The sequence below is a fragment of the Candidatus Ulvibacter alkanivorans genome (genome assembly GCF_003333325.1).
In the GTDB taxonomy this organism is placed as follows: Bacteria; Bacteroidota; Bacteroidia; order Flavobacteriales; family Flavobacteriaceae; genus Ulvibacter_A; species Ulvibacter_A alkanivorans.
In genome coordinates, this window is the sequence record NZ_QOLC01000091.1 from 1 (window position 1) to 24,245 (window position 24,245).

Annotated in this window: 27 protein-coding genes; 18 read left to right on the plus strand and 9 right to left on the minus strand. The window is 40.4% G+C overall.

Features of this window, described 5'->3' with window-relative positions; all coding sequences use genetic code 11:
- Window positions 1-52: 52 nt before the first annotated feature.
- The 4 genes from DWA30_RS09920 to DWA30_RS09935 are packed head-to-tail and all read right to left on the minus strand — an operon-like array spanning window position 53 to window position 5,152.
- Window positions 53-1,450, minus strand: coding sequence for a TolC family protein (locus tag DWA30_RS09920; protein WP_114492390.1), 1,398 nt, complete (start codon window positions 1,448-1,450; stop codon window positions 53-55).
- Window positions 1,451-1,453: 3 nt separating this feature from the next.
- Window positions 1,454-2,800: an HlyD family secretion protein gene (locus tag DWA30_RS09925; RefSeq protein ID WP_114492391.1), complete on the minus strand. Its 1,347-nt coding sequence runs from the start codon at window positions 2,798-2,800 to the stop codon at window positions 1,454-1,456.
- Between the two features lie 2 nt (window positions 2,801-2,802).
- The gene (locus DWA30_RS09930) at window positions 2,803-4,473 is read right to left on the minus strand and encodes a peptidase domain-containing ABC transporter (protein ID WP_114492392.1); all 1,671 of its coding nucleotides are present in this window, start codon (window positions 4,471-4,473) and stop codon (window positions 2,803-2,805) included.
- Window positions 4,463-5,152 carry a TetR/AcrR family transcriptional regulator gene (locus tag DWA30_RS09935; RefSeq protein WP_114492415.1) on the minus strand — a complete coding sequence of 230 codons (690 nt, stop codon included), beginning with the start codon at window positions 5,150-5,152 and terminating at the stop codon, window positions 4,463-4,465. The genes DWA30_RS09930 and DWA30_RS09935 overlap by 11 nt, the downstream gene beginning before the upstream one ends.
- A 133-nt stretch (window positions 5,153-5,285) precedes the next feature.
- On the opposite strand from DWA30_RS09935, the gene DWA30_RS09940 reads away from it, so the two are divergent.
- Both DWA30_RS09940 and DWA30_RS09945 read left to right on the plus strand, forming a co-directional pair.
- Window positions 5,286-5,840, plus strand: coding sequence for a nitroreductase family protein (locus DWA30_RS09940; RefSeq protein ID WP_114492393.1), 555 nt, complete (start codon window positions 5,286-5,288; stop codon window positions 5,838-5,840).
- A gap of 53 nt (window positions 5,841-5,893) precedes the next feature.
- A complete protein-coding gene (locus tag DWA30_RS09945; RefSeq protein ID WP_114492394.1) occupies window positions 5,894-6,658 on the plus strand; it encodes a hypothetical protein in 765 nt (254 codons plus the stop codon).
- 12 nt (window positions 6,659-6,670) lie between these two features.
- Here DWA30_RS09945 and DWA30_RS09950 read toward each other — a convergent pair whose 3' ends face one another.
- Complete coding sequence (locus DWA30_RS09950; protein ID WP_114492395.1) at window positions 6,671-7,171, minus strand: DUF456 domain-containing protein; 501 nt, start codon at window positions 7,169-7,171, stop codon at window positions 6,671-6,673.
- 101 nt (window positions 7,172-7,272) lie between these two features.
- On the opposite strand from DWA30_RS09950, the gene DWA30_RS09955 reads away from it, so the two are divergent.
- The 7 genes from DWA30_RS09955 to DWA30_RS09985 are packed head-to-tail and all read left to right on the plus strand — an operon-like array spanning window position 7,273 to window position 13,125.
- Window positions 7,273-8,796, plus strand: a complete 1,524-nt coding sequence (locus tag DWA30_RS09955; RefSeq protein ID WP_114492396.1) for an alpha/beta hydrolase family protein — start codon at window positions 7,273-7,275, stop codon at window positions 8,794-8,796.
- A 3-nt stretch (window positions 8,797-8,799) separates the two neighbouring features.
- Window positions 8,800-9,258 carry a nuclear transport factor 2 family protein gene (locus tag DWA30_RS09960; protein ID WP_114492397.1) on the plus strand — a complete coding sequence of 153 codons (459 nt, stop codon included), beginning with the start codon at window positions 8,800-8,802 and terminating at the stop codon, window positions 9,256-9,258.
- A 5-nt stretch (window positions 9,259-9,263) separates the two neighbouring features.
- The gene (locus DWA30_RS09965; protein ID WP_114492398.1) at window positions 9,264-9,683 is read left to right on the plus strand and encodes a YybH family protein; all 420 of its coding nucleotides are present in this window, start codon (window positions 9,264-9,266) and stop codon (window positions 9,681-9,683) included.
- A gap of 2 nt (window positions 9,684-9,685) precedes the next feature.
- Window positions 9,686-10,051: a BlaI/MecI/CopY family transcriptional regulator gene (locus tag DWA30_RS09970; RefSeq protein ID WP_114492399.1), complete on the plus strand. Its 366-nt coding sequence runs from the start codon at window positions 9,686-9,688 to the stop codon at window positions 10,049-10,051.
- Window positions 10,048-11,448 (plus strand): M56 family metallopeptidase, encoded by a 1,401-nt coding sequence (locus DWA30_RS09975; protein ID WP_114492400.1) that lies wholly within the window; start codon window positions 10,048-10,050, stop codon window positions 11,446-11,448. The genes DWA30_RS09970 and DWA30_RS09975 overlap by 4 nt, the downstream gene beginning before the upstream one ends.
- Window positions 11,441-12,601: a tetratricopeptide repeat protein gene (locus tag DWA30_RS09980; RefSeq protein WP_114492401.1), complete on the plus strand. Its 1,161-nt coding sequence runs from the start codon at window positions 11,441-11,443 to the stop codon at window positions 12,599-12,601. The genes DWA30_RS09975 and DWA30_RS09980 overlap by 8 nt, the downstream gene beginning before the upstream one ends.
- Window positions 12,602-12,645: 44 nt before the next feature.
- The gene (locus tag DWA30_RS09985; protein ID WP_114492402.1) at window positions 12,646-13,125 is read left to right on the plus strand and encodes a hypothetical protein; all 480 of its coding nucleotides are present in this window, start codon (window positions 12,646-12,648) and stop codon (window positions 13,123-13,125) included.
- Between the two features lies 1 nt (window position 13,126).
- Here the strand turns inward: DWA30_RS09985 and DWA30_RS09990 are convergent, their stop codons facing one another.
- The 3 genes from DWA30_RS09990 to DWA30_RS10000 are packed head-to-tail and all read right to left on the minus strand — an operon-like array spanning window position 13,127 to window position 16,153.
- The gene (locus DWA30_RS09990) at window positions 13,127-13,999 is read right to left on the minus strand and encodes a hypothetical protein (RefSeq protein ID WP_114492403.1); all 873 of its coding nucleotides are present in this window, start codon (window positions 13,997-13,999) and stop codon (window positions 13,127-13,129) included.
- Between the two features lie 49 nt (window positions 14,000-14,048).
- Complete coding sequence (locus tag DWA30_RS09995; protein ID WP_114492404.1) at window positions 14,049-15,200, minus strand: glycosyltransferase family 2 protein; 1,152 nt, start codon at window positions 15,198-15,200, stop codon at window positions 14,049-14,051.
- Entirely contained in the window at window positions 15,197-16,153 is a 957-nt protein-coding gene (locus tag DWA30_RS10000) for a lysylphosphatidylglycerol synthase domain-containing protein (protein ID WP_114492405.1), read from the minus strand. The genes DWA30_RS09995 and DWA30_RS10000 overlap by 4 nt, the downstream gene beginning before the upstream one ends.
- A gap of 95 nt (window positions 16,154-16,248) precedes the next feature.
- On the opposite strand from DWA30_RS10000, the gene ruvC reads away from it, so the two are divergent.
- The 9 genes from ruvC (at window position 16,249) to DWA30_RS10045 (ending at window position 23,843) form a co-directional block, all read left to right on the plus strand.
- The gene (gene ruvC, locus DWA30_RS10005) at window positions 16,249-16,803 is read left to right on the plus strand and encodes a crossover junction endodeoxyribonuclease RuvC (RefSeq protein WP_114492406.1); all 555 of its coding nucleotides are present in this window, start codon (window positions 16,249-16,251) and stop codon (window positions 16,801-16,803) included.
- A gap of 66 nt (window positions 16,804-16,869) precedes the next feature.
- Window positions 16,870-18,000 carry a radical SAM family heme chaperone HemW gene (gene hemW, locus DWA30_RS10010; RefSeq protein ID WP_114492407.1) on the plus strand — a complete coding sequence of 377 codons (1,131 nt, stop codon included), beginning with the start codon at window positions 16,870-16,872 and terminating at the stop codon, window positions 17,998-18,000.
- Window positions 18,001-18,011: 11 nt separating this feature from the next.
- Window positions 18,012-18,758 (plus strand): cyclase family protein, encoded by a 747-nt coding sequence (locus DWA30_RS10015; RefSeq protein WP_114492408.1) that lies wholly within the window; start codon window positions 18,012-18,014, stop codon window positions 18,756-18,758.
- Complete coding sequence (locus DWA30_RS10020; protein ID WP_114492409.1) at window positions 18,759-19,112, plus strand: DUF4260 domain-containing protein; 354 nt, start codon at window positions 18,759-18,761, stop codon at window positions 19,110-19,112.
- A gap of 1 nt (window position 19,113) precedes the next feature.
- Window positions 19,114-19,731 (plus strand): DUF4230 domain-containing protein, encoded by a 618-nt coding sequence (locus DWA30_RS10025; RefSeq protein WP_114492410.1) that lies wholly within the window; start codon window positions 19,114-19,116, stop codon window positions 19,729-19,731.
- On the plus strand, window positions 19,728-20,714 hold the full coding sequence (locus DWA30_RS10030; RefSeq protein WP_114492411.1) for a transglutaminase domain-containing protein: 987 nt from the start codon (window positions 19,728-19,730) through the stop codon (window positions 20,712-20,714). Before DWA30_RS10025 ends, DWA30_RS10030 begins: the two co-directional genes overlap by 4 nt.
- A 1-nt stretch (window position 20,715) precedes the next feature.
- Window positions 20,716-21,075: an MmcQ/YjbR family DNA-binding protein gene (locus DWA30_RS10035; RefSeq protein ID WP_114492412.1), complete on the plus strand. Its 360-nt coding sequence runs from the start codon at window positions 20,716-20,718 to the stop codon at window positions 21,073-21,075.
- Entirely contained in the window at window positions 21,072-22,847 is a 1,776-nt protein-coding gene (locus tag DWA30_RS10040) for a MutS-related protein (protein ID WP_114492413.1), read from the plus strand. Before DWA30_RS10035 ends, DWA30_RS10040 begins: the two co-directional genes overlap by 4 nt.
- Complete coding sequence (locus DWA30_RS10045; RefSeq protein WP_114492414.1) at window positions 22,848-23,843, plus strand: metal-dependent hydrolase; 996 nt, start codon at window positions 22,848-22,850, stop codon at window positions 23,841-23,843.
- A gap of 4 nt (window positions 23,844-23,847) precedes the next feature.
- Here DWA30_RS10045 and DWA30_RS10050 read toward each other — a convergent pair whose 3' ends face one another.
- Complete coding sequence (locus DWA30_RS10050) at window positions 23,848-24,237, minus strand: YybH family protein (RefSeq protein WP_245933898.1); 390 nt, start codon at window positions 24,235-24,237, stop codon at window positions 23,848-23,850.
- Between the last annotated feature and the right edge of the window lie 8 nt (window positions 24,238-24,245).

The window sequence follows — 24,245 nt, forward strand, 5'->3', positions numbered from 1 at the left end:
GGTTTAATTTGGGTTGTTTGAATATTATAAAAAAATTAGTCACTTTTTTGCTTTATAAATCTGTTTGCAAGGCCAACACATTAAATAAATTTGCTTTTGCCTCTTTCCACTTGAAGTATAATTCGGTTCTTTTTAGTCTTGCATCAATTAATTTTTGCTCCCGGCTGTTCACTAAAAACAACGAGCTTTCGCCTAATGCAAATTTGCGCTCCTCTCCTTGTAGCAAGGTTTTATAGTTAGTTACAATAGCTTCAACTTGCTGCACTTGTTCTGCATACGAATTTATTTCTGCTTGAATGCCCGCTATTTTGTTTTGTAAAAAAACCTGTTCTGAAACCGCGGTGAATCGAGCATCACTTAATTTTGCCTTTGCAAGTGCCAGGTCGCCTCGTTCTTTTCGAAGAAACAATGGAATAGAAACATTTAAACCGGCCTTGTAATTAGCCGTATCGAAATTATTAAATCGATCAGGCTCAACAGCTAACAAAGCTACATCAAGGTCCACAACCGGGAGTAATTTGTTGGCTGTTAATCGTTTTTCTATTTCTTGCTGCTCTGCTTTTAGATTTAATGCCTTTATCTTAGGGTGCTCTTCTACAGCATAGTTGGTAAGCTCTAAGTCGGTTATTTGAAGTACTTGATCGACAGATTCAATATTTATTGATGTGGGATACACCTGCCCACTAGTTTCTACGGGTGTGTTATCTTCCAACCACAAGAAGTTGGATAATTCAAGACTTGCTTTTCGATAGATCAATCGACTGTTTTCTAAACGAAGCAGACGATCTTGAAATGCTATTTTCGATTCGATACTATCTATGGCTGCCACATCACCTACTTCCACTCGGCGTTTTACTCCTTTAAACCTCTTTTCGGCATTGGTCGAAAAATCGATGAATACTTTTAATTCGTTATAGGCTCGTAACCAATTAAAATATGCAATAGAAGCATCGTATAGAATTTGGTTGGTCATTAGTTGCTGTTCTGCTTCCGTCTGAATTTTAAATAGTTTTGCTTTCTTTAGGGTGGCCATTCTATCGTTAATAAACAGACCTTGCCCTAGAGACATTGAAATCCCGGCACTATAAAGACCCTCATCGGGCACAAACCGCTCGGGATTTAGGAAGGTGCCATCGTTTTGCTCAAACTGTGTTTTAAATTCAATTCCATACCAGGTAGGGATCTTTAATGTTCCCAATAGGATCTCGTAATAATCTGTTCCTTCGTACACTTTTTGGTCGTAATCCAATTCGATTTTTGGGTCGAAATTGCCTCTCGATCTTAACACTTCTGCTTCACCAATCGTGAGGAGTAGGTTTGCTTGCTTGACTACCGGATGATTTTTTTTCACTAAACCAATATAGGTCCTAAAATCAAGGGCCACCGAATCTTGAATTTGTGCACTAATAAATTGAGAAACAAAAAGACTAAGTACGAATACTATTTTCATGTATTATTTTTTTGAAACTTGATTTACTTCGCTGTTGTAATAATTTGGTGGAAACCCATTTAGCTGGCGCCACAGCTCGAACCAAATTGGCACGTCCTCTAACAATGCTAATGTATAAGCCCCACTGCCCATTCTAATATCTTTGGGCCAGGGATGGTCTTCCGGGTCTGGAGCTAATAAGATTCGATATTTACCGTTGGCACTTATAAAGTTCTCGATGACAACTACCTTTCCTCCGTAGGTTCCATAAGAAAGATTAGGCCATCCACTAAATACAATAGCAGGCCAACCATCAAAACGAACACGCATGCGTTCTCCCAAATGGATTAATGGAATATCGATTGGGTCGACATAGGTCTCAACAGCCATTTCATAGTCTGATGGCATAATGCTCACCAATTGTTCACCCTCTTTAAAGGTTTCGCCAATTCCAGATCGCAACGCTTTATTTATAAATCCGCTTTGAGGTGCACGCACATAGTATAAGTCATTACGCATCTCAAAATTCGTAAAGTCGTTTTGAAGCTTGGTTACTTGTGCTTCGGCTTCAAATTGACCGGATTGCGCTGTGAATTTTTCACTTTGTGCCTTGGCGATCTTGTCCATATATTCGGCGTCGATCCTGCCTAATTCCACTTGTGCATTAATTACTTCATTTCTACTTGATAATAAATCATTCTGTTTCGAGACGAGCTTAGCTTGAGTTTCTTGAAGTTTTAGCTTTTTTTCTTCTAGATCAGTTACCGATTTAAGACCTTCTTCTTGAAGGCGCTCTGTCCGCTCGAATTGGCGTTGGGCAATAAGAAGATTTGTTTTGGCTGCTTCTACATCAATACTGTCGCTTTGTGTTTTTAATATGGCCTGTATTTTTTTGTTTTTTGCCTGCTCCAATTTTAGCACTCGTTCATTCATAAGTGCTGCGATTTGATTATCTAAAGCTTTAGCCTTTTCAACGTAAGAAGAGACCGACTTAGTTTTAGCTTCAATTTGCTGTCCGGTTCTGGTGACAAGATTGGGATCGAAATATTCATTTTTTACTTCGGAAAAATATAGTATCGTATCACCTTTTTCTACACGATCACCTTCTTGAACGTACCATTTTTCAATTTTCCCTCCAATAGGCGATTGTATTGTTTGTGGTCGTTGATCCGGCTTTAGTGCTGTTAAGGTACCTGTGCCAGTTACCGTTTGTGTCCATGGCAAAAACATGATGATCACAACAATAATGGCAAATACTTTTAAAAACCTATTAAAGTGCTTGTAATGGCGTTTGTGAAATACCTTCTTCCCTGAGGCATAAGAAGCTAACGAAACCTTCTCGTTAATACTGTTGTTCGAAATATTCAGCATAGCTACTCTGTTTTTGAAATAATGGTTCCTCTTTCCATATAAACCTTCTGGTCGCAATAGGTGTCCCAATCAGAATTCTGACTTACCACGATTAATCCCCACGGTCGGTCGGAAGCTGTTAGGTATTTAATTAAATGCTGCTTTTCTTCTGGCATAAATTGATCTAACGGATCCTTTAGAAGCAACAATTTTGGTTGGCGCACGATACTTCTGGCCAATACAATTTTTTTAGCAATGGTATAGGATAGTTGTTTTCCTTCTGGATAAATCATCGTATCAAGTCCGTTACGTTGCTTTTTCACAAAATCAGTTAAGCCGGTTACTTCGATCGCTCCGTAAATATCGGTAGTAGATGTGGTGGTATCTCCAAAAGTGATGTTATCGCGTATGGTACCTTCGAACGGACTTTCCTCCGGAAGTGATTGTCCTAATGCCGATCGATAGCTGTTAAGATGAATTCCTTGAATTGCCAGATCGTTTATGTACATATTTCCTTCCGAAGGAGAAGAAATTGCCGAGATTATATGAAGTAATGTGGTCTTTCCGGCTCCGCTTGGCCCTTTTATTACCATTCTGGTACTCGAATCAATTTTTAAATTAATGTCACGCAGCAACGTCTTATTTGTGCTTTTAACCTCATAACCCACATGTTCTAACTCTATGTGTAGAGCAGCTGTTTTGTCAAAAGGATTGCTCCCCTCTTGCGGTTCAAGTTCTTTATCGACCACTTGCCCCATTTTTTCTAAAGAAGTAAGTACATCGTAAAACGATTCTAATCGCAAAATGAGTTTTTCTACAGCGCTTATTATAAGAAGAATTACGATTTCGGCCGCGACAAATTGTCCAATATTCATTTCTTGATTTAGCACCAAAATTCCTCCTATTAATAATAGCCCAGCAGTTACCAAGACCTTGAAGCTTATCATCTGAATAAATTGGTGCACAAGCACTCGAAAGTGATTTTCTCTAGCCGCCAGATAATCTGTGACCAACAGATCATTTTTGCTCATAGACAAGTTTGTCTTACCCGATAGTTTAAAGCTAACGACCGATCGAGCTACCTCTTGAATCCAGTGTGCGATGCGATATTTATGCTTCGATTCTTCTAAACTGGTGGCCATTCCCCGCTTGGCAGTGTATTTAAAGAGGACATATATGGTTGCAATTAATACAATACCGTAAATTATAAAGAACGGATGATAAAATGAGAGTAATAGTAAGCCGAAAATTATTTGTAACAATGCCGCCGGAAAGTCGAGTAGTATTTTGGTAATCCCCTTCTGAACGACTAGGGTATCAAAAAAACGATTCGCAAGTTCTGGCGGATAATAATCCCTAAGTTCGCTCATTTTTATCTTCGGAAACCGATATGCAAATTCAAATGAAGCACGGGTGAAGATCTTTTGCTGAATGTTCTCTGAGATCCTAAATTGCATTAGCTGAAGCAGTCCGGCAAAGGCCACCCCGGCTGTTACTAAAATCACCAACACCACCCATGAGGTGCTTATTTGTGCTCCTTGGATCAAATTAATTATAGCTTGGATTCCTAATGGTAGGGACAGATTCACAATTCCACCAAAAATCGCATAGTAAAAAATTTGTTGAACATCGCGACGATCCAGTTGAAGTAAACGAATTAATCGTCGCCATGGCGTCATAGTCTCATTTTTCATTGCCGGCATTGTTTAAGGTAGCTAAAACTAAATCACAAAAGAATTGATGTGGAGTAGTACGATCGTTACAATCGGTTATGGAAACAAAATGTTCTTTTAAAAAATGCTGATGCATAGCGCCCTCAACTACTGTACTAGCTAAACTAGCAGGATAAGCGTACTTCGGATTTACTTCTAAAATGAACGATTTTAATCGTGATATAAGACGTTTGTAAATTGCAAAATAGCCGTCCTTGTTTTCGTTGTCAACTTCTTTTGTGAGGTAGGATTTTGAAAATTCATTGATGACTATCTTATTAAGCTTTGTCTCATTAATATGAGAAAATGAAGAATCCTCAGTCACAGGTTGTGAAATAACTTCTATGGCTCTTCTTAATTTGTCTTTTGGAGCTTCAATATTGTTGGTTGCAATTACAAGCGTAAGCTCAACCCAACCCCAATACCAGGAGGAAAGGTATAATAAAAGCTTGTGTTTGTTCTCGAAATATCGATACACAGAACTTTCGTTAGAACCAATTTCTTTGCCCAGCTTCTTAAAGGTAAAGCTTTCAAAACCAATAGCATCTATCAATAATATACTGTGCTTTATAATCCTTTGGCCTAACTCTGATGACTCAGGATCCTTTAAGTAGGTTTTTGGATGCACTTGTACTTTAACATTCTCTAATAAGTATTTCACGCTAATATAATTTAAAAACATGCAAATATAATAGTAATACTATTAACTATGCAAATCTTAACGAATATTTAATAGCGCCACCACAATACAACATCCATATAGAATTGTACTTTTATTGTTTTAAATTAAACTTATGATTCACAATACCATTAGAACGCGCCGCGCCGTATTCCCACCCCAGTACAATGACGAAAAAGTGACCAAAGAAGAAATACAACAAATTTTAGAGGCGGCTAATTGGGCACCTACCCACCGCCGTACCGAACCCTGGCGATTTAAAGTAATGCAGGGAGATGTACAATTGCGCTTTGGAGAATTTCTCGCAGAACGATACAAGACGACAGCTTCAAATTTTTCTGAATTCAAATACAAGAAATATCAAAATAATCCCAAAAATGCTGCTGCAATTATTGCTATTTGTATGCAACGAGATCCTTCCGAAGCAATCCCCGAATGGGAAGAAATTGCGGCTACGGCAATGGCGGTCCAAAATATGTGGCTTACGGCACACGAGATGAATATTGGTGCCTATTGGAGTTCACCACAAGTAATCGATTCTATGAGCGAATTTTTCGAAATGAACGAGGGCGAGCGTTGCCTTGGTTTCTTTTACTTGGGAAAATATGACGAAACCCTTCCGGACGGCGTTCGAAAAACAACTATTTCAGAAAAAACAGTTTGGCTCTAAAAACATTGATGACATTTTAACTGGTTTTCGATGTAGGAGTAAATTACTTCTTCATGAAAACTATTCAATCAATTTTCTTATGTAGTCTGTTATTGTTGGTAGCCTGTAACAAGGATGACGACGGAGACACACAACAAGACCAATTCGCAAATTTTCAATCGCAACTTTGTCCCAACGTAACCGGCCCTACAGCCTTGTTTTGGGACTATGCAAACGGACTCCCGGTTCCGCTTACTCAGATCCCTACGGTAGTTAATCCGGGTGATTATTTTATTCATAGTGCGTATCCGCAACTAGGCTTTCAACTACCTCAAGGGTATACCGCATTCGAAATTTCTGTAAATCAGCCGCCCACAGTAGGCGTGAATGTCGTACGCAACGACAATAATGTGATTTGGCGCTATGTTCCTATTAATTCTTTAAACGGAGAAGTGGCAGTGAACGATGCGGTGGCGAATGAGGTTAATGGTATGTTCGACTTCTTTAACTTTAATGGGAATTTCAATGTGCTGTGTTCCGAAACCCGAGTGCAAGACTTTGGTGGTGTACAACTTACGTTTAGCGCACGACTTATAGCATTTGGCAACTTTACCGGATTGGTATATGCGAATCTAACCTATACTCCTTCGATCAATTTAACGCAAGTGTCCACCTTCGTGGCGGCTGCGCCAACCAACCAATTCGATGCTGAGGTATTTAATACGTTCTTGCCAATAAATTTTCAACTCTTAGTGATAGATGAAGGTGTGTTAGATAGTGACCTAGATGGATTTCCTGACAATGTAGATGCATTTCCTTTCGATCCTGACCGACATTGATTCTACATTAATTTACATCCAAAATGATTTGTATTGCCAGACTTGATACATAAATATTAGCAAATACAAGAACGTAAAGACAAACTTGACAAAGGTCGAGGCCAATAACCCGACAAATGAACCAAAAGCTGCTTTAAAAGCTAAGTTCCGTTCGGTTTTGTTCACGACCAATTCTCCAATCAAGGCACCTAAAAAGGGTCCTAGTAATATTCCGAAGGGAATAGGAGCGATAATGCCGATCACAAGCCCGATCATAGTACCCCAGGCTCCGGCCTTACTGCCGCCAAAACGTTTGGTGCCGATGGAAGGTATTATATAGTCTAGTATGTAAATCCCAATCGCAACCACTCCGGTAATACCAACCACCCACCAGTCGAAAGGAATAGAAGGAGCTAAATACAATAGCAATATACCTAGCCAGCTTACCGGAACACCGGGTAAGACAGGAAGTATACTGCCGGCCATACCGACAAACATTAATAATAATCCGAGGGATAGTAAAAGAAAGTCCATCGCCCATAAGACTGATTTTTATCATAGATGTTACAATTTGTAACTAAATAATTAGTTTAAACTAAAAAATTAGTTATATTTAGGTCGTAATTAGTGCCAATATGAAATTAACCCGATTCGTCTTACTGCTTTGTTTTTGTTCCCTCAGCTTGATTGGGAGTGCGCAAATCTATGTAGGTGAGCTCCTAATTCGCGGTTCGTATGAGTACATAAAATTAGAATGCTCTTCTAATGTGTGTACGTTCGCGATGCCATATGTGGATGGGGAGTCAACCTATAAGGTGATAGGCGATCCATTTTCCGAGGGTGACTGGACCGTGCAACGAGAGCTCGAAACTTGGTCTTTTAACACGACTCCTTCCGAAGAAAAGATCGTTGGAACGCTCACTACCAAGAATAGTCGTCAAAAGGTGGTACTATATGAACAACTAACACCTCTTTCAGAAAGTGCGCTTCAATACTATGAAGGCTCCTACGGTGATGACCATGGCAATAGGGCAATTGTGTACACTCGCAATGGCTATTTGCATATAATGTCACCATACTCAGAACGAACCATGTCGTTAAAACCAATAGGAGACCACTTGTTTTGGACAGTTTCGGGGGCCCGCTGGCAATTTTCTTCGGAAAATTCTGAGAAGCCTTCCAATGTAACCTATCAAGATCGCTTTTCGAACACACGAAGCCTACAGCGTTTGCCCGCTGTTACGATTGAAGAAATTTGGATTCCCATCGCTACAGATACGCTCTATGGAAAGTTGTTCATGCCTACATCAACCGAAAAGGTGCCTGCTTGTTTGGTACTGCCCGGAGGAGGTGCAGTGGGTATGGATAATTATGAATATGAGGCGCGATTTTTTGCTGCTCACGGCATCGCAAGCCTAATTTTTGATAAATCCGGTAACGGTAAGTCGAAAGGACCGGGGAACTTCCGATTGCAAACCTTCGATGAAAAGAACGAACAATACCAACAACTGTTTGCGCACTTACAACAACATCCTAAGATAGACCCGGCTCGTGTGGGCGTACATGGCCCTAGTGAAGGTGGGCGATTGGCACTAATGATGGCTGCAGACTTGCAAGATATTGCATTCGTAAATGCAACGGCAGCACCTATTATGACCATGAAAGAAGGACAATTGTATGCTGTAGATCACTATCTTCGGAATATAGGAATGGGAGAACAGGATATTATCGATATTCGAAATATCTGGAGATCGTATTACGATGAGATCATCGCGGGAGCCATAGACCCGAAGACCATAGAGGCTGCCAATCGTTTTAGAGAACAGAACGACCGATTGTTCTTACCTCCAAATTATGTAGAAATTCCGGGAGCTCCACGAAAAGAAGACCTCGTAAATAACGATGTAGTTGATAAGGCGTCCGAGATTAATTGTCCCGTGCTGTTGCAATATGGCGAAAATGACCAACGTGTACATGCATGGCAAAGTATTAGAAATTTTAGAGCAGCCATAAATAAGGACACCGATCTAAACATTATTATTTACCCAAGAGCCAGCCATTCTTTTATGACACCCGAGTTCGAAATAAGTCACGGCTATTTAGACGATAAATTAAAATGGTTGCGACAAATAGGAATTGTACCACTAAACAAATCATAGATCATGAGAATAATTTTAGCGCTGTGTAGTATGCTTATGCTTAGCTGCATAATTACCGCACAAACGAACACCGAAAAAGAAGCTGTAGAAAGGGCTTGTATGAATTATATTGAAGGATTTTACGAGGGGGATACCAAAAAATTAGAAGCAAGTTTACAACCCCAACTGTACAAATTTGGATTTATGAAGAACAAGGATACCAACGCATATCAGCAAGTCGCAGAAATGAGCTATGATGCAGCCATGGCGTATGCAAACGATGTAAAAGAAAAACAGCGCTTTCCGAAGCCGGACGCACCTAAGGAGGTGATGGTGTTAGATATAGGCAATCACATTGCCGCCGCACGCGTGACCGCTTGGTGGGGAATTGATTATTTGCTGCTTTCAAAAACGGACGATGGCTGGATGATAGAACAGGTATTGTGGGAAGGACCACTTCAAAAATCACATCTAGAAAATTAAAACTCATGAGAACGCTACTGTTAATAGGTTGTTACTTTATAGTGTTTAGCGGCGCGGCCCAAGATGTAAAGACACAGATACTGGAAGTAAATCGCGCGATGGAAAACACCTATAACGAGGGAAACGTTGAAGCCTTGGCTTCGTTCTATGCGCAAGAGGGAATTATCGTTGGTAACAATGTAGAACGTATGGGTCGTGAAGCGATACGTGAATATTGGAAGAACCTAGAGGGCAGACATATAGATTGGGAGCTGGAAAACATTGAAGTACTGGTCTATGCAGATGTTGTGGTACAACGCGGTATTTCTCGTTTACAATATTATCACGAGGGCACAGCGGTCCAATCTGATGTGCGATTTACGTTAGTATGGATTAAGGAAGACGGTGATTGGAAAATTAAAATTGATCATTACACACGATTATAATTATGAAACAACTTACAAAAGCAGAAGAGGATATCATGCAGATCTTATGGGAACTGGGAGAAGGCAATGTTGCCGCTATTATTGAAGAACTTCCAGACCCAAAGCCTGCCTATAACACGGTTTCGACCATTGTTCGCATATTAGAGAGTAAGGATTTTGTCGATTATCGAAAAGAAGGTCGTGGTCACATTTACTTTCCGAAGGTAAAAAAGACCGAATACAGCAACCAATCGATCAATAAGATCGTGGACGGATATTTTCAAGGTTCGTTTAAAAGCATGGTTTCCTTTTTTATGAAAAAGAACGACATAAGTATTTCTGAAATGGAAACTATTATGCAAGAAATTAATAACGAGAACGCGTCATGATACATTACTTATTACAAACCATAGCGTTTCAGTTGCTCTTTTTAGTGGTATATGATCTGTTCCTTAAAAAGGAAACCTTTTTTACTTTAAATAGAATGTATCTTCTTGGTACTGTGATCCTCAGTTTTATTTTACCACTTATTCAGGTGGAAGGTATTCAGCACCAAATCCCATCGCAATACATTATAGAATTACCGGCAATTTTAATTGGTGGGATTGCTTCGGAAACAGCCGTCACAGCCGGAAGCTCCGCTTATGTATCACCATTTAGGTGGGAACAGATATGGTATGCAGGGATGCTTGTTGCCACCTTGCTATTTATCTATAAATTGATCAATTTGTTTAGGTTGAAGAAGTTAGGTACATCTAAAAAGGTTGAAAATTTTACGTTAATACGTCTTCCTAAGACCAACACCGCCTTTTCTTTTTTCAATTATATTTTCTTAGGGGAAGATCTTTCCGAAGCACAGAAAAACAACATTCTTCTTCATGAAAAAGTACACGTTACTCATAAACATTCCTACGACCTATTGTTCTTTGAAGCATTGCGCATTGTATGTTGGTTCAATCCATTGTTGTATCTGTACCAACAGCGTATGGTAAGCCTTCAAGAATTTACCGCCGATGCCAAAGTAGCAGCGCTTAATGGGAAAAAGACCTATTATCAAGACCTATTATCACAAGTATTTCAAACCGAACAAATTTCGTTCGTAAATACATTTTTTAGTCAATCATTAATCAAAAAACGAATTAGTATGTTACGTAAAACAAAATCCAAAAAGATCTTTCAGTTAAAGTATTTAGTATTGCTTCCGCTCGTGAGCGCCATGCTGGTGTATACCTCTTGCTCTTTAGAGAACAAGGAGCGTGAGCCCGATACGGTCGCACAACATATAGCTGAATTAAAACAAGCGTTAGAAAATGGGGAGAATCTTTCCGAAGCAGAAAAGGAAACACTTCAAAACATGTTGCGATCCCATGCTTCTCAAGACGATTTAAATTTTGATGCCAAGAATAATGGTACAGGGGAGTCTGGCGCAATTCCATTTGTGCAATTGGATAAAGCACCAGTGTTTCCCGGTTGTGAAGATGTTGCCAACGAGGCTGAGAACAAAAAATGCTTCTCTCAAAAGGTGAGTGAAATGATCGTAAATAACTTTCCGAATAAAGAGTTACAAGCGGCCGGAGTTAGTGGTCGGCAACGTATTGTAGTCGAATTTACGATAGACAAGACGGGTTATTTAGGAGCATTAACCGTGCGCACTAACGAACCCTATCTAGAAGCAGCAACGAGAGAGGTGTTTAGAAAACTTCCAGCACTTACTCCCGGTATTCATAATGGAAAAGACGTGGCGGTGGCGTACAAGGTGCCTATAATTGTTGAAATTGATGAATAGATATCTAATACTATTTTTTGTATTCTTTATTTCTGAGGCCGAAGCACAGCCTTCGGCTTCAACGCTTGAACAAACCAAAGTGTTAAAAACGGGCGATAGCCTGTATGCCACCGGAAATTACACGGAAGCAATAAACTCTTACAACTCCTTACATGATAACTCAAAGTACGAGCGATTGGCTAAAAGTTATGAAGCGTTGGGGAATACGCCTAAGGCACTAACGAATTACGAGTTGGCCATTGCCCATTCTCCGAATAAAACGACACATCGATTTCGCTACGGAAAATTGCTTCAAATTTCGGGACGCTACCGTCAAGCCGACAGCATTTTTACACAACTCAGCACTGAGTATCCCACAAATGCTAGTTTCTTGTATCAGCGTGGCTTGATCGGTGAACGGTTGAACGATACAACAGCAATCCGATTTTTTTCTGATGCCTTACAAATAGATCCTACCCATGAAAACGCACGTTATAAAGTAGCGCGTCGTGCGGTAGAAAAGCGGAATTTTGAAAAGGCCCAACCAATTATTGAACAAGGGTTAAAAACAGACCCAAACAGCATACGTTTTCTAACCTTAGCGGCATTAAGTAGCTACTACAGTAGTAATTATCACCAAGCCTTAAAACACTACGAGCATCTTGTATCCTTGAATCAGAGTAATGAACAGCTGCATGAAAATTTGGGGATTAGCTATATGCGGACCAATCAATTTGAGGAGGCACTTGAGCAGTTTACCATATTAATTAATACATATGATGATAAAAATCCGTCGTGGCACTACCACGTAGGGAAGGTGTTTATGTCGCTTAAAGAATACGAGAAGGCCATTCGACATATAGAATTATCGATAGCGCTACAGCAGGTTCCGTTAGATGCTGAATTTATGACACTCGCCACTATTTACAAACGGAAAGGAGATAACCGGCAAGTCTTTGACATGATGAAGCATGCATTTTCCGAAAATCCGAAAGATGAGATGGTGGCATATCAGTTTGCAGTTGCGGCCGACAACTATTTTGAGGATATTGAAACGATTATTCAATATTATGAGACCTATCTCGAACAGCACGGAGAAACCGGACGATTTCGTGAACTGGCTAAACAACGACTAAGTGACCTAAAAAAAGAATTACATTATTCCAAAGACTAAGTTTCTTCAAAATTTGTACTTTTCGGGTAACTAGTTGAGGTAGTATGAAACACGCGATTTTTTCACTTTTTTTATTGGTTTTGGCAAGTTCATGTCAATTCTTCGAAACGGAGAAAATTTCTACGGAAACATTTTACGAAGAAGAAATAAAGGCGATCGATTGGAAAGATGTGGATCAATACCCTGTTTTTGCCGAGTGTAGTGATTTTTCAGAAAAAAAAGCCCTTCGTTCGTGTTTCGAATCGACCTTGTCTAACAACTTGTACCAATCCATACAAACACGAAATATAGTAGCCTCGCAACCTTTGTTAGATACATTAATGCTAGAGTTCTTGGTTTCAGAGAACGCAACACTTTCCGTAGTAAATATTAAAATGGACAGCCTCACAAGAAAACAATTTCCAAGATTGGAGAACTGGCTCGTACAACATATCGATTCCTTAGCACTTGTCGCGCCTGCGTATAAACGAGGGATTCCGGTAAAGACACATTTTACGCTACCGGTAGTCTTACAAACCCATTAAGTTAGAGGCTAAATTTATAGCCAACTGTAAGATACACAGGAAATTCGTCACCGGTTTCTAAACCAACCGAGACGATGTCGTTATACGCCAATGTAAGATAGCCCATGCCTAAGGCAATATCGGCCCCTAAACCAAACGATCCAGGCGTACGAAGATCACCTCCGGAGCCCGAGATCACTTCGTCATCACCGGCCGAATTTTGCACAGTAATATCACGCGATACATAGATATAGGAAGCAAATTTTGTATTTAGGAAAAGATCAACCTTATCCGATTTAATAAACTTGAATCGATAACTTAACGATAGTTCGCTAGACGAAAAATCGTAGTCACTACTCGCAATGGTTTGCGCAAATTGAACATTTATGGAGTGTCTTCTTAGTTTTTTTAATTCCACCAATTCGAGGTCGATACCCAAAACAGGTAGGAAAGTGTTGTCGGGATTAATAAAATAAGCATTGTTAGAAATACCGGCGAAACCGCCAAGACGGGTTGTCAAGGGTGTTTTTTCTCGGGTGTCATTAAAGTTGGGATCAACCGCCATATTGTAAGTAACCACAAAATCCCACAGGCTATTTTTAGTAAGTTTCACATCATCTACTGCCAGCTGTGCATCGTTGGTGAGCAATTGAAGGGTTCCTTTATATTCTTCTTGGAACGAACCGTTGCTTTTGGTATTCTTTAATTCGGTGATAGAATTTCCTTTTTTGGCAAAATATCGGTATTCGCCATCGACACTATTCCAAAGCAGTGTTAAAGTGCCATCAACTTCGGTGTATAACGAATAGGTCTGTCCGTCGACGGTATACTGTTGTTGTGCAACGAGAAAATTAGTAAACAGAACGCAGAATAGAACAAGGAGTACACGTTTCATATGGCTAAGATTTGGTCGGTTAAAAGTAAGAAAATAAATTTAGTTACAATTATTTCTTTAGGTTTCTGCCTTTCCATTGATAGCTGCCTTTCAGGCTTTTAACTAAAATTATCAATAACAGCAAAGGATAGAGTATAGCACCGCCTAAAAAAGAGGGCAGCGACAGCTTACTTCGGAAGAATGTTGCGGTACTGTACAAATACAAGTAATCTAACACTAGTTTCAACAAAACAATAGCGATTACGTAAAATAAGGCAGAGGTATTAAAACATGCATAAACTAGACCTGCCAATACCCATATATTGAAGAGAACCACCAATGTTCCCAATAACTTTGAAGGCCAACTTTTTTGATTCGCCGTCTTGGATGCCCAACGTACGCGTTGGGAGATGACTTGCCTCCATGATGATTGGGCTTGGGTAGATACGATAGCATCCTCAGCTTTTAAATAGTGAATTTCACCGGCATTGTACTGTTTGCATTTTTCGAGCATAAAAATATCATCACCACTTGCAATATGGTCGTTACCCATAAATCCGTTGACCGCCTCGAACACTTGTTTTTTGTAGGCCAGATTTGCTCCATTACACAGCAATGGCAGTTGCCAAGCAAAACTTCCCATAGTCGTTGTTTGCAGACTAAACACGTCTAACTGTTGAAATTTTTGGAGAAAGGATTCTGCAGGGTCGAGACATACGGGACCTGCGATAAGTACGGCATTATGTGCTTGTATGTATTGATCGAAACTTCGTAACCAGTTCTTTGGCAAGGTGCAATCGGCATCGGTTGTAATGATCCATTCGTAATTTGCGTTGGAAACAGCTGTGGTAATGGCATCTTTTTTTGGAGCATTGCTAGTACGTACTGCATCGAGAATACTGTGCTGTGGCAAATCACTTTGAAGTGTCGATTGTAAATGATCCTCCTCTAACATTTCTGCAAGAACCGCTTTCGAATTGTCTTCGGAAGCATCGTTCACTAAAATGAGCTCAAACAAGTCCGATGGATACTGCTGCTTCAATAGCGAATTGACAAGTTTTGGCAAATTATCAGCCTCATTCCTAAATGGGACTACCACCGAAAAGCGAGTAACAGGTGTGACTTCTTCCGAAGTAAACCGCGGCATAGACATCGCTCCATAGAGTAACATTCCTAACGCAAACAAATAGGCGGCTAGAAGTATAAATCCAAGAATGATCATTGTGTTTCTTTTTTATAACGAAGTAAATAATAACTTCCTACGATCGCCGGAAAAACAAAGTTTAGCAGCCACATGGCCAATACTGTACAAAGTACAGGGTAGGCATCGATGCCGGCCAGTGAAAAGAGCCATACTGCGACTCCTCCTTTAATCACAACATCGAGTAGGAACACCGAGGGTACGATCGAAGCCAACAGATACATCGCGTAGATCAATGGTAAGAGCGTAATTAGAGAAGCATTTACATCAAAACACCACAATAGGATTAGAAACAAGCTGCTAAAAAGTAGGTAGCGCAATCCGGCATAGAGTGTTGTTTGTACCCAGATCCGCTTCGGAAGTGTACTAAAGTATCGTATGACAGCGGCTATAGAAAGTCCTTTAATCCCTAATTGCTTTTCTTTCAACCAATACCCAATAATACCCACTATTCCTATCACCAAAATCAAGAAGATTCCCTTACCAATTGACAGTTGTAGGTCGTATCTTAGTAGCACGAAGGCAAGTCCTACAAGGCCAAACAAAAAAGTAATACACAATTGCATACCGTTAGAAAAAAAGGTGAGCAACAGTACTTTTTTGCGTTGTGTCGTATTGAAAAAATAGGCCTTTGCGCCATATTCTCCAATTCGGTTTGGCGTTGCTAACGATACCGTAAGGGCGGTTAGTGTTTGTTTCCAAGCGGTAGAAAAATTGATGGGCTGTAGCGTGGAGGCCAGCGCTTTCCATTTAGCCGTTTCTGCTGCCCAATTGAGTCCTGCTACACCGAAACAAAACAAGAGCGTCCATAGTGTTATTGAACTCGAACGCGCCAGGGTTTGGAAGAATTCCGAGAGCGATAACTGATCGTTCGAAACTAACTTTGAATAGACAAACCAAAAGGTGACGCCTAAAATAAAAACTTTTAGGGCTGCTGGTAGATATTGCGTAGATTTGTGGGGTAGGGATACCATGCTGGACGAAATTACAGTTTTTTTTGTAAATACAATCAGCGTTCTAATTCGAGTGCCAACACCTTACTTCACTAACACAGTATTTCAGCGTAGAAATGAGCAGCGAGAAAATTATTTTAGGAATCGATCCGGGAACTACCATCATGGGCTTTGGTCTAATTAAGGTCGTAAAGAAGAAGATGCAGTTCCTGCAATTAAACGAATTGCAACTTTCAAAATATGACGATCATTATGTACGCCTAAAACATATTTTTGAACGCACTGTCGAGCTTATCGATAGCTACCATCCAGATGAGATCGCTATCGAAGCGCCTTTCTTCGGAAAAAATGTGCAATCCATGCTTAAATTAGGAAGGGCACAGGGAGTGGCTATGGCCGCAGGGCTGTCACGCGAAGTTCCTATTACCGAATATTCGCCTAAAAAGATAAAAATGGCGATCACCGGTAACGGAAATGCCAGCAAAGAACAAGTAGCTAAAATGTTGCAAAGTTTGTTGCAATTAAAGGAGTTGCCTAAGAACTTAGACAGCACCGATGGCCTTGCTGCAGCGGTATGTCATTTCTACAATCAAGGGAAGATCGAAACAGGTAAAAATTATACAGGTTGGGCAGCATTCGTTAAACAAAATGAAGATCGGGTCAAGAAATAGCGGTAAGCATAACCTGAAAGCAGTAACTGATTCACTTCTTTACAATACAGTATATCTAAATTGATCATGGGTGGTATTTATCTTCATATTCCTTTTTGTAAGCAGGCTTGTCATTATTGCGATTTCCATTTTTCTACATCCTTAAAAAAGAAGTCTCAACTTGTGCAAGCCCTAGGACGAGAACTGCAGTTAAGAAAAGAGGAAGTAACAGGTACTATTGAAACTATTTACTTTGGGGGTGGCACGCCTAGTTTGCTCACTTCGGAAGAAATTGAATACTTACTTCAAATAATACACACGCATTTTACCGTTTCAGAATACCCCGAAATAACACTCGAGGCCAATCCCGACGACCTTTCTGAAGCTGTGCTAATTGCCTTAAAAAAAGCAGGGATCAACCGACTTAGTATTGGAGTGCAATCGTTCTTTGAAGAAGACCTAAAGCTAATGAATAGAGCGCATAACGCTTCCGAAGCAATACGATCTATCGAATTGGCAGCTCAGTATTTTCAAAATATAAGCATCGATCTTATTTACGGCATTCCCAATATGAGCGAAGAACGATGGACTCAGAATTTAGAACAAGCATTCAAATTTCAAGTACCGCATTTGTCGTGCTATGCCCTAACAGTAGAACAAGACACTGCTTTACATCACTTTATAGAAAAGGGTTTGATTGCTCCTGTAGACGATGATTTGGCACAACAACACCATGCCATACTGGTCGAAGTTACCGAGAAGAAAGGCTATATTAATTATGAGTTCTCTAATTTCGGCAAACCCGGATTTCATTCTAGGAACAATATGGCCTATTGGCACGGAAAACCGTATTTAGGAGTGGGGCCGTCGGCGCATAGTTACGATGGGCATTGTCGTAGCTGGAATGTTCGCAATAACATAAAATACATTCAGCATATTGAAAAAGATGCCTTGCCTATAGAACGAGAAAAGTTATCGACCACCGATAGGTACAACGAATATGTTATGACACGTCTGCGAACACAAGAAGGTGTGTCGCTTATTGAGGTTGCAGAACAATTTGGAACAAAAAGAAAAGAATATTTATTGCAAGAGGCGCGATCACATCTACGTTCTAACATGCTTATACAACAGGACGATCACTTACGGGTAACGAAAAAGGGGAAGTTTTTAAGCGATGGGATCGCAGCTAGTTTATTCTTAGTAAATTTAGACTGAATAAAATTCTTATGAAAGCTACATTTAATATTCATTCTGACCTTCGAACTGTCGACCTTTCCAAACCCTTAGACATTTCCATTCCTTTAAAAAATTCTGAAAAGAACCCATTGGCTTGGTATCTTGATATTCCAAAGATCGAACCTGTGAGTATGGATAATTGGGTAGGATCTGTAAAAGAAGGTGCTTCCATAAATTTTAACAACATCAATTTTAATCCGCACGCCCATGGTACGCATACCGAATGTGTAGGGCATATAAGTGATACATTTTATTCGATCAATGAGGCCTTGAAAAGTTATTTCTTTTTTGCTGAAGTAATATCAGTCGTGCCGGAAACGGTAGGTGATGATCAAATAATATCCGGCGCTCATGTAAAACAGTTATTAGACGGTAAGAATCCGGAGGCCGTGATCATAAGGACCCTACCAAATACCAAAAGTAAAATGACACGAAATTACTCACATACTAATTGGCCGTATCTACATGAGGATGCTGCAAGCTATTTACGCGAATTGGGAGTAAAGCATCTGCTCATAGACCTTCCTTCGGTCGATAAGGAAAAAGACGAAGGAAAATTACTCGCGCATAAGGCGTTTTGGAATTACCCACAAGCTCCGCGCACCAACGCAACTATTACCGAGTTTATCTATGTAGCGAACGAAATTAAAGACGGTGCTTACCTTCTAAATTTGCAAATAGCCCCTTTTCATAATGACGCCACACCCAGCAAACCGGTATTATTTAAATTGTTATAGATGAAAACACTGCTACGCCTTGAAGAATGGGCTCAACTACTATTAGGTATTCTATTGTTTTCGCAACTATCTTTCGCATGGTGGTGGTTTCCGGCCTTGCTACTGCTTCCGGACATAGGAATGTTGGGTTATGTGTTTAACCCTAAAATTGGAGCAATCACTTATAATGTATTCCACCACAAGGCGATAGCTGTTGTATTTATTGCGTTAGGATGGTTGTTTTGGGGTGAATTTTATACATTAGTAGGCGTTATCCTGTTTTCGCACTCGGCATTAGACCGTGCCGTTGGCTTCGGATTAAAATACACAGATGACTTTAAGCATACCCATTTGGGTGGAATAGGAAGAAATTGATATGGAATTATTGTTTTTAGGATTGGCCGTTGGAGCCATTGTGGCTTACTTTGTGTTTGGCCGATTTTCTATGCTTCGGAAACAGCATCGAACCGATCGACAGTCGGTAGTTTTAATGGAACGAATTCGGGCCGTTTGTAAATTTATAACGGTAGAAGGCGATTTTTCTGAAATATATCATTACGAGAATGTAAAAGATAAGTGGCTGTCGCTTTTCCTCGGAAAGAAAAAAGCACTAGTGCTAATTGAAGCCAAGGCCCACGTAGGTTTCGATCTTACCAAGATCACGATGGATGCCGATACCAAGACCCGAACTATCAAGATCACTAATTTTCCCAAACCGGAATTACTTACCATAGAAACCGATTTTAAGTACTACGATAAGAAAGAAGGGTGGGCCAATCCGTTTACAGCTTCCGATCTTTCGGAGATCACTGCAGAAGCCAAACAACATATAGTCGATAAAGTGCCGGGTAGTGGTGTAATGCAAGAAGCAGCTCAACAAGGGTTAGACACGCTTCAAATGATCGAGAAATTAGCCGAGACCATCAATTGGAAATTGGATTATTCTGCGATCAATGTACCCGATTCAAACCAAAAATCACTTTCAGAAAAATGATGATTTTAAAACCCAGTAACACTACACAAGTTGCAGCAAGGTTTTTCCGAAACTTTGGGGTGTGGATGCTTGTTGTTTTAGGTGTTGTTGGTAGTAGCTATGCTCAGGAGTATGAACGCGTAGATGCAAGCATTCAGTTATATCCTACCGAGTTTGATACCCCAGAACAACTCTCGCGATTTATCACGCGAGATTTTACTTCCGAAGAAGATAAAGTGCGCGCTATTTATACGTGGATCATTGAAAACGTACGTTATGATCCCGATGAATACAAACAATTTAATTACAGTTTTAAAAACTATAGAGAGCGCAATCAAAAAGAAGAAAATACACGAGAAAAGATCATTAAACGTACCTTGCAAAAGGGAGTGGCCGTTTGTGAAGGCTACGCCATGTTGTTCGAGCGACTGTGTGAGCTCCAGGGCATCCAAAATTACTTGGTTCGTGGCGATACCAAGACACATTTTAAGGACATTGGGCGAAAATACAACACCAACCATATGTGGAATGTAGCTCTTATCGATGGCAAGCCCTACCTATTCGACCCAACTTGGGGTGCCGGAAGGTTTAATGGTACCTTTATTAAAGACCCGTCCTATTACTTTTATAAAACACCACCCGAACATTTTTTTAAAACTCATTATCCCGATATCTTTGAAGACGCCTTTGTAGATCACCCGGTGAGCCGTGAAGAATTTTCTAGAAGACCGTTGATCATCGAAAAGTCATTGCTGCTAACGAATCTGGAAACACCTGCCGAAGGCTTGTTGCGATCTGATGCCTATTTTGGAGAGATCCCCTTTCGAATTACGAACATTTCACCCGAGCGAATTTCGTATTCGTATGGAGATGAGGTGATCCTAATTAACGAGTTTACAAACGATGCCAATGCTGTGGAATTTACCATACCCATTGAAATGGGAAGATCCAATTTGTTGATCTACTTCGACGACAAACCGGCTTTAGGGTATAAAATCAAATGACATGAATATTGAAGAATTTCGAAAGTACTGTCTGACCAAGAAAGGGGTGTCCGAATCGTTTCCGTTCGATGAAAAAACTTTAGTTTTTAAAGTAATGGGCAAGATGTTTGCACTATCCGGACTAGAATACCACCCGGCTCGCGCCAATTTAAAATGTGATCCGGAACGAGCCATTGAGCTTAGAGAAACGTACGATGGGCTTATCACACCGGGATACCATATGAACAAGAAACTGTGGAATACGGTAGAATTAGAGCGATCGGTGCCAGACGACTTGCTATACGAACTTATAGACCATTCGTACGACTTGGTGGTGCAGAGCTTAACAAAAAAATTGAAGGCCGAATTAGCCGAACTATGAAACAGACTCCATCCCAATTTTATGCGTCAAATATTGAGAAAAATTCCGAAGAAAGAAAGCAATTACAACGACAATTAGCGGCTTCAAGTCTTATCCGGCTGTTACTTTTTGTCGCACTTTGCGTGGCAGCTTATTTTACCTTCCCAACTACTGCGTTGTTTATTGGCGTGTTGTTAGCAGGTATTTTGCTCTTCGTTTTCCTTGTGACGCGCCATAACAGATTGCAGTATAAAAAGAAGCTAAAGGAGGCACTCATCGAGATCAATGAAACGGAACTCACCGTTTTGAATAGACAATTTCATCACTTGTCCGATGGTTCGGAATATAAGGATGCAACCCATTTTTTTAGTCAGGATATCGATCTCTTCGGAAGAGGTTCATTCTACCAGTACCTTAATCGAACCTCCTTAAAGAGTGGGGCAGATACACTGGCACGATTACTTACCCAAAATACGACCGAAGCCATCGAGCAAAAACAAAAGGCGATAGAAGAGCTGTCAAACTTACCAAAATGGCGACAACGATTTTCGGCTATTGCTTCCTTAGTTGCAACCGAAGTTTCGGCTGCTAGCGTCGTGCGTTGGCTGGATTCGTACAAACCGTTTGTTTTTAAAGGCATTAAATGGATCTCATTGGCGTTCTCCATAATATCTGTATCGCTTTTTGTGACTTATTTCTTCGGATTTATCTCAGGGTATGTGGTTTTTGGTTGGTTCTTGCTTGGTTTGGCAATTTCGGGGCGCTATTTGAAAAAAGTGAACGAACTTGCTAGTCATACTGCAAAAATTCAAAGCACCTTCGAGCAATTCCATAGATTGATGGAAGAAATAGAGCAACAAGAATTTAAATCACAATTACTTTCAGAAAAAAGTCAAGCGATCAACACTAAATCTCAGAAGGCTTCAACCGCGGTAAAAAGATTTGCCAGACATCTGGATGCCTTGGACCAACGCAACAATATGTTAGTTGGCGTTTTGGCCAACGGATTTATGCTCCGCGATCTGCGACAATCGCATAATATTGAAAAATGGATAGCTACCTATGGTGACCATGTGGCGACTTGGTTCACGACTATCTCTTTTTTCGATGCCTATAACAGTTTGGCCAACTATCGCTTTAACCATCCCGAACACGTATTTCCAACCATACAAAAAACGGGACCAGTATTACAGCTTACTAATGCAGCTCATCCTCTTTTACCACCGGACACCGCTGTGGCCAATAATTTGCATATTGAAGAGGAAGCATTCTTTATTGTTACCGGAGCCAATATGGCGGGTAAAAGCACTTTTCTGCGTACCGTGGCGTTGCAGATCGTTCTTGGAAATGTTGGTCTGCCAACCAATGCCGAGGCTGCGAACTATCGTCCTATCAAACTTATTACGAGCATGCGAACCACCGATAGCCTGACCGATGACGAATCTTACTTCTTTAGTGAATTAAAACGGTTAAAATTTATCGTAGATGCCATAAAAACAGACCGCTATTTTATAATACTCGATGAAATCTTGAAAGGAACTAACAGTACCGATAAAGCGATAGGATCTAAAAAGTTCGTGGAAAAATTGGTGCGAGGGAACGCCACAGGAATTATAGCCACCCACGATCTAAGTCTTTGTGAAGTTGCCGAGACCTTACCCGATGTCTCTAATTATTATTTCGATGCGCGAATCGAAGATGGTGAACTGTATTTCGATTATACTTTTAAGCCGGGGATCTGTAAGAACATGAACGCTTCTTTCTTACTTAAAAAAATGCAGATAGTCGATTAGATGGATTCACTAACTCAAATTGTTTTAGGCGCCGCAGTAGGCGAAGCCGCATTAGGAAAGAAAGTAGGGAATAAAGCACTATTGTATGGAGCCATCGCCGGAACCATACCCGATCTGGATGTAGCAGCGCAGTTTTTTACCGATACCGTTACCGCACTCGAAATTCATCGCGGATTCACACATTCACTCTTCTTTTCTTTGGCTTTTGCGCCTTTATTTGGTTGGATCATTTCACAGTGGGAGCGAAAAGCGACCTGGAAGCATTGGTCTTGGTTGTTCTTTTGGTGTCTATTTACACATCCGCTGTTAGATGCGCATACCACCTGGGGAACTCAGTTGTTATGGCCCTTAGATCTACGATTAGCATATAAGAATATTTTTGTGATCGATCCATTGTATACGCTCCCGTTCTTAGTGTGTGTAATTTTGGTGCTTTTTCAGAAAAGAGGAAGCCGCAAAAGGAACAAATACAATAAAGCAGGTCTCATTATAAGTAGTAGTTATTTGCTTGTAACGCTTGTTTTAAAAGGAATTACCTATAACAAATTTACTTCGGCACTTTCCGAACAAAACATTGCCTATTTAGCTATTGAGACCAAACCTAGCCCCTTGAATACGATACTATGGACGGCCAATGTGGAAACAGAAGAAGCTTTTTTAATTGGCGATTATTCGTTCTTCGATACCAAGCCCATACGCTTCTATAAGCATCCAAAGAATCATGCGGCTTTAGAGGAACTTCGTTCGGAAGAAAAGGTGCAACGACTTATTAAGATCACGAATGGGTGGTATACCATTAAAGAAAAAGAGGGTGCTATTTATTTAAATGATCTTCGCTTCGGAATGTTAAGTGTAGACCCTCAAAGTGAGCAATATGCTTTTAGTTATTTGCTACGACATACTTCGGAAGGAGTTGAGGTGATCGAAGAGCCTAAAGATAGAGGTGATGCCAAGAACTTGCTGATGGATCTATGGGCCCGAATCAAGGGGAATTAGCGCGTTAGCACGACATGTCTGCTACAATTTTCCACTCGCCATCTATTTTCTTGAAGATGATCATAAATACGCCATTTGCATCTCCCACCGATCGTTTCAGATAATAAGCACCCATTACCCAATAACTGTTTTCAGAAATAGGCGAAATATCACGTATCGTAAAGGTTAATGTTCCGGCATGCTCTTTTGTTGGATATCCCTTCTTGTAATTTGCCAGTGTTTGCTCCCAGCCTTTGGTGAGCCCACTGCTACCAAAAAATTTCAATGAATCGTTTTTCCAATAGCCTGCCATGAATCCTTCAAGGTCGTTGTTGGACCAAGCCGTTTCTTGTGCTTTCATCACTGCAAGAATCGCTTCTTTGTCTTTCGTAATATTTTGAGCGGCACAACTCATTGTAAGTA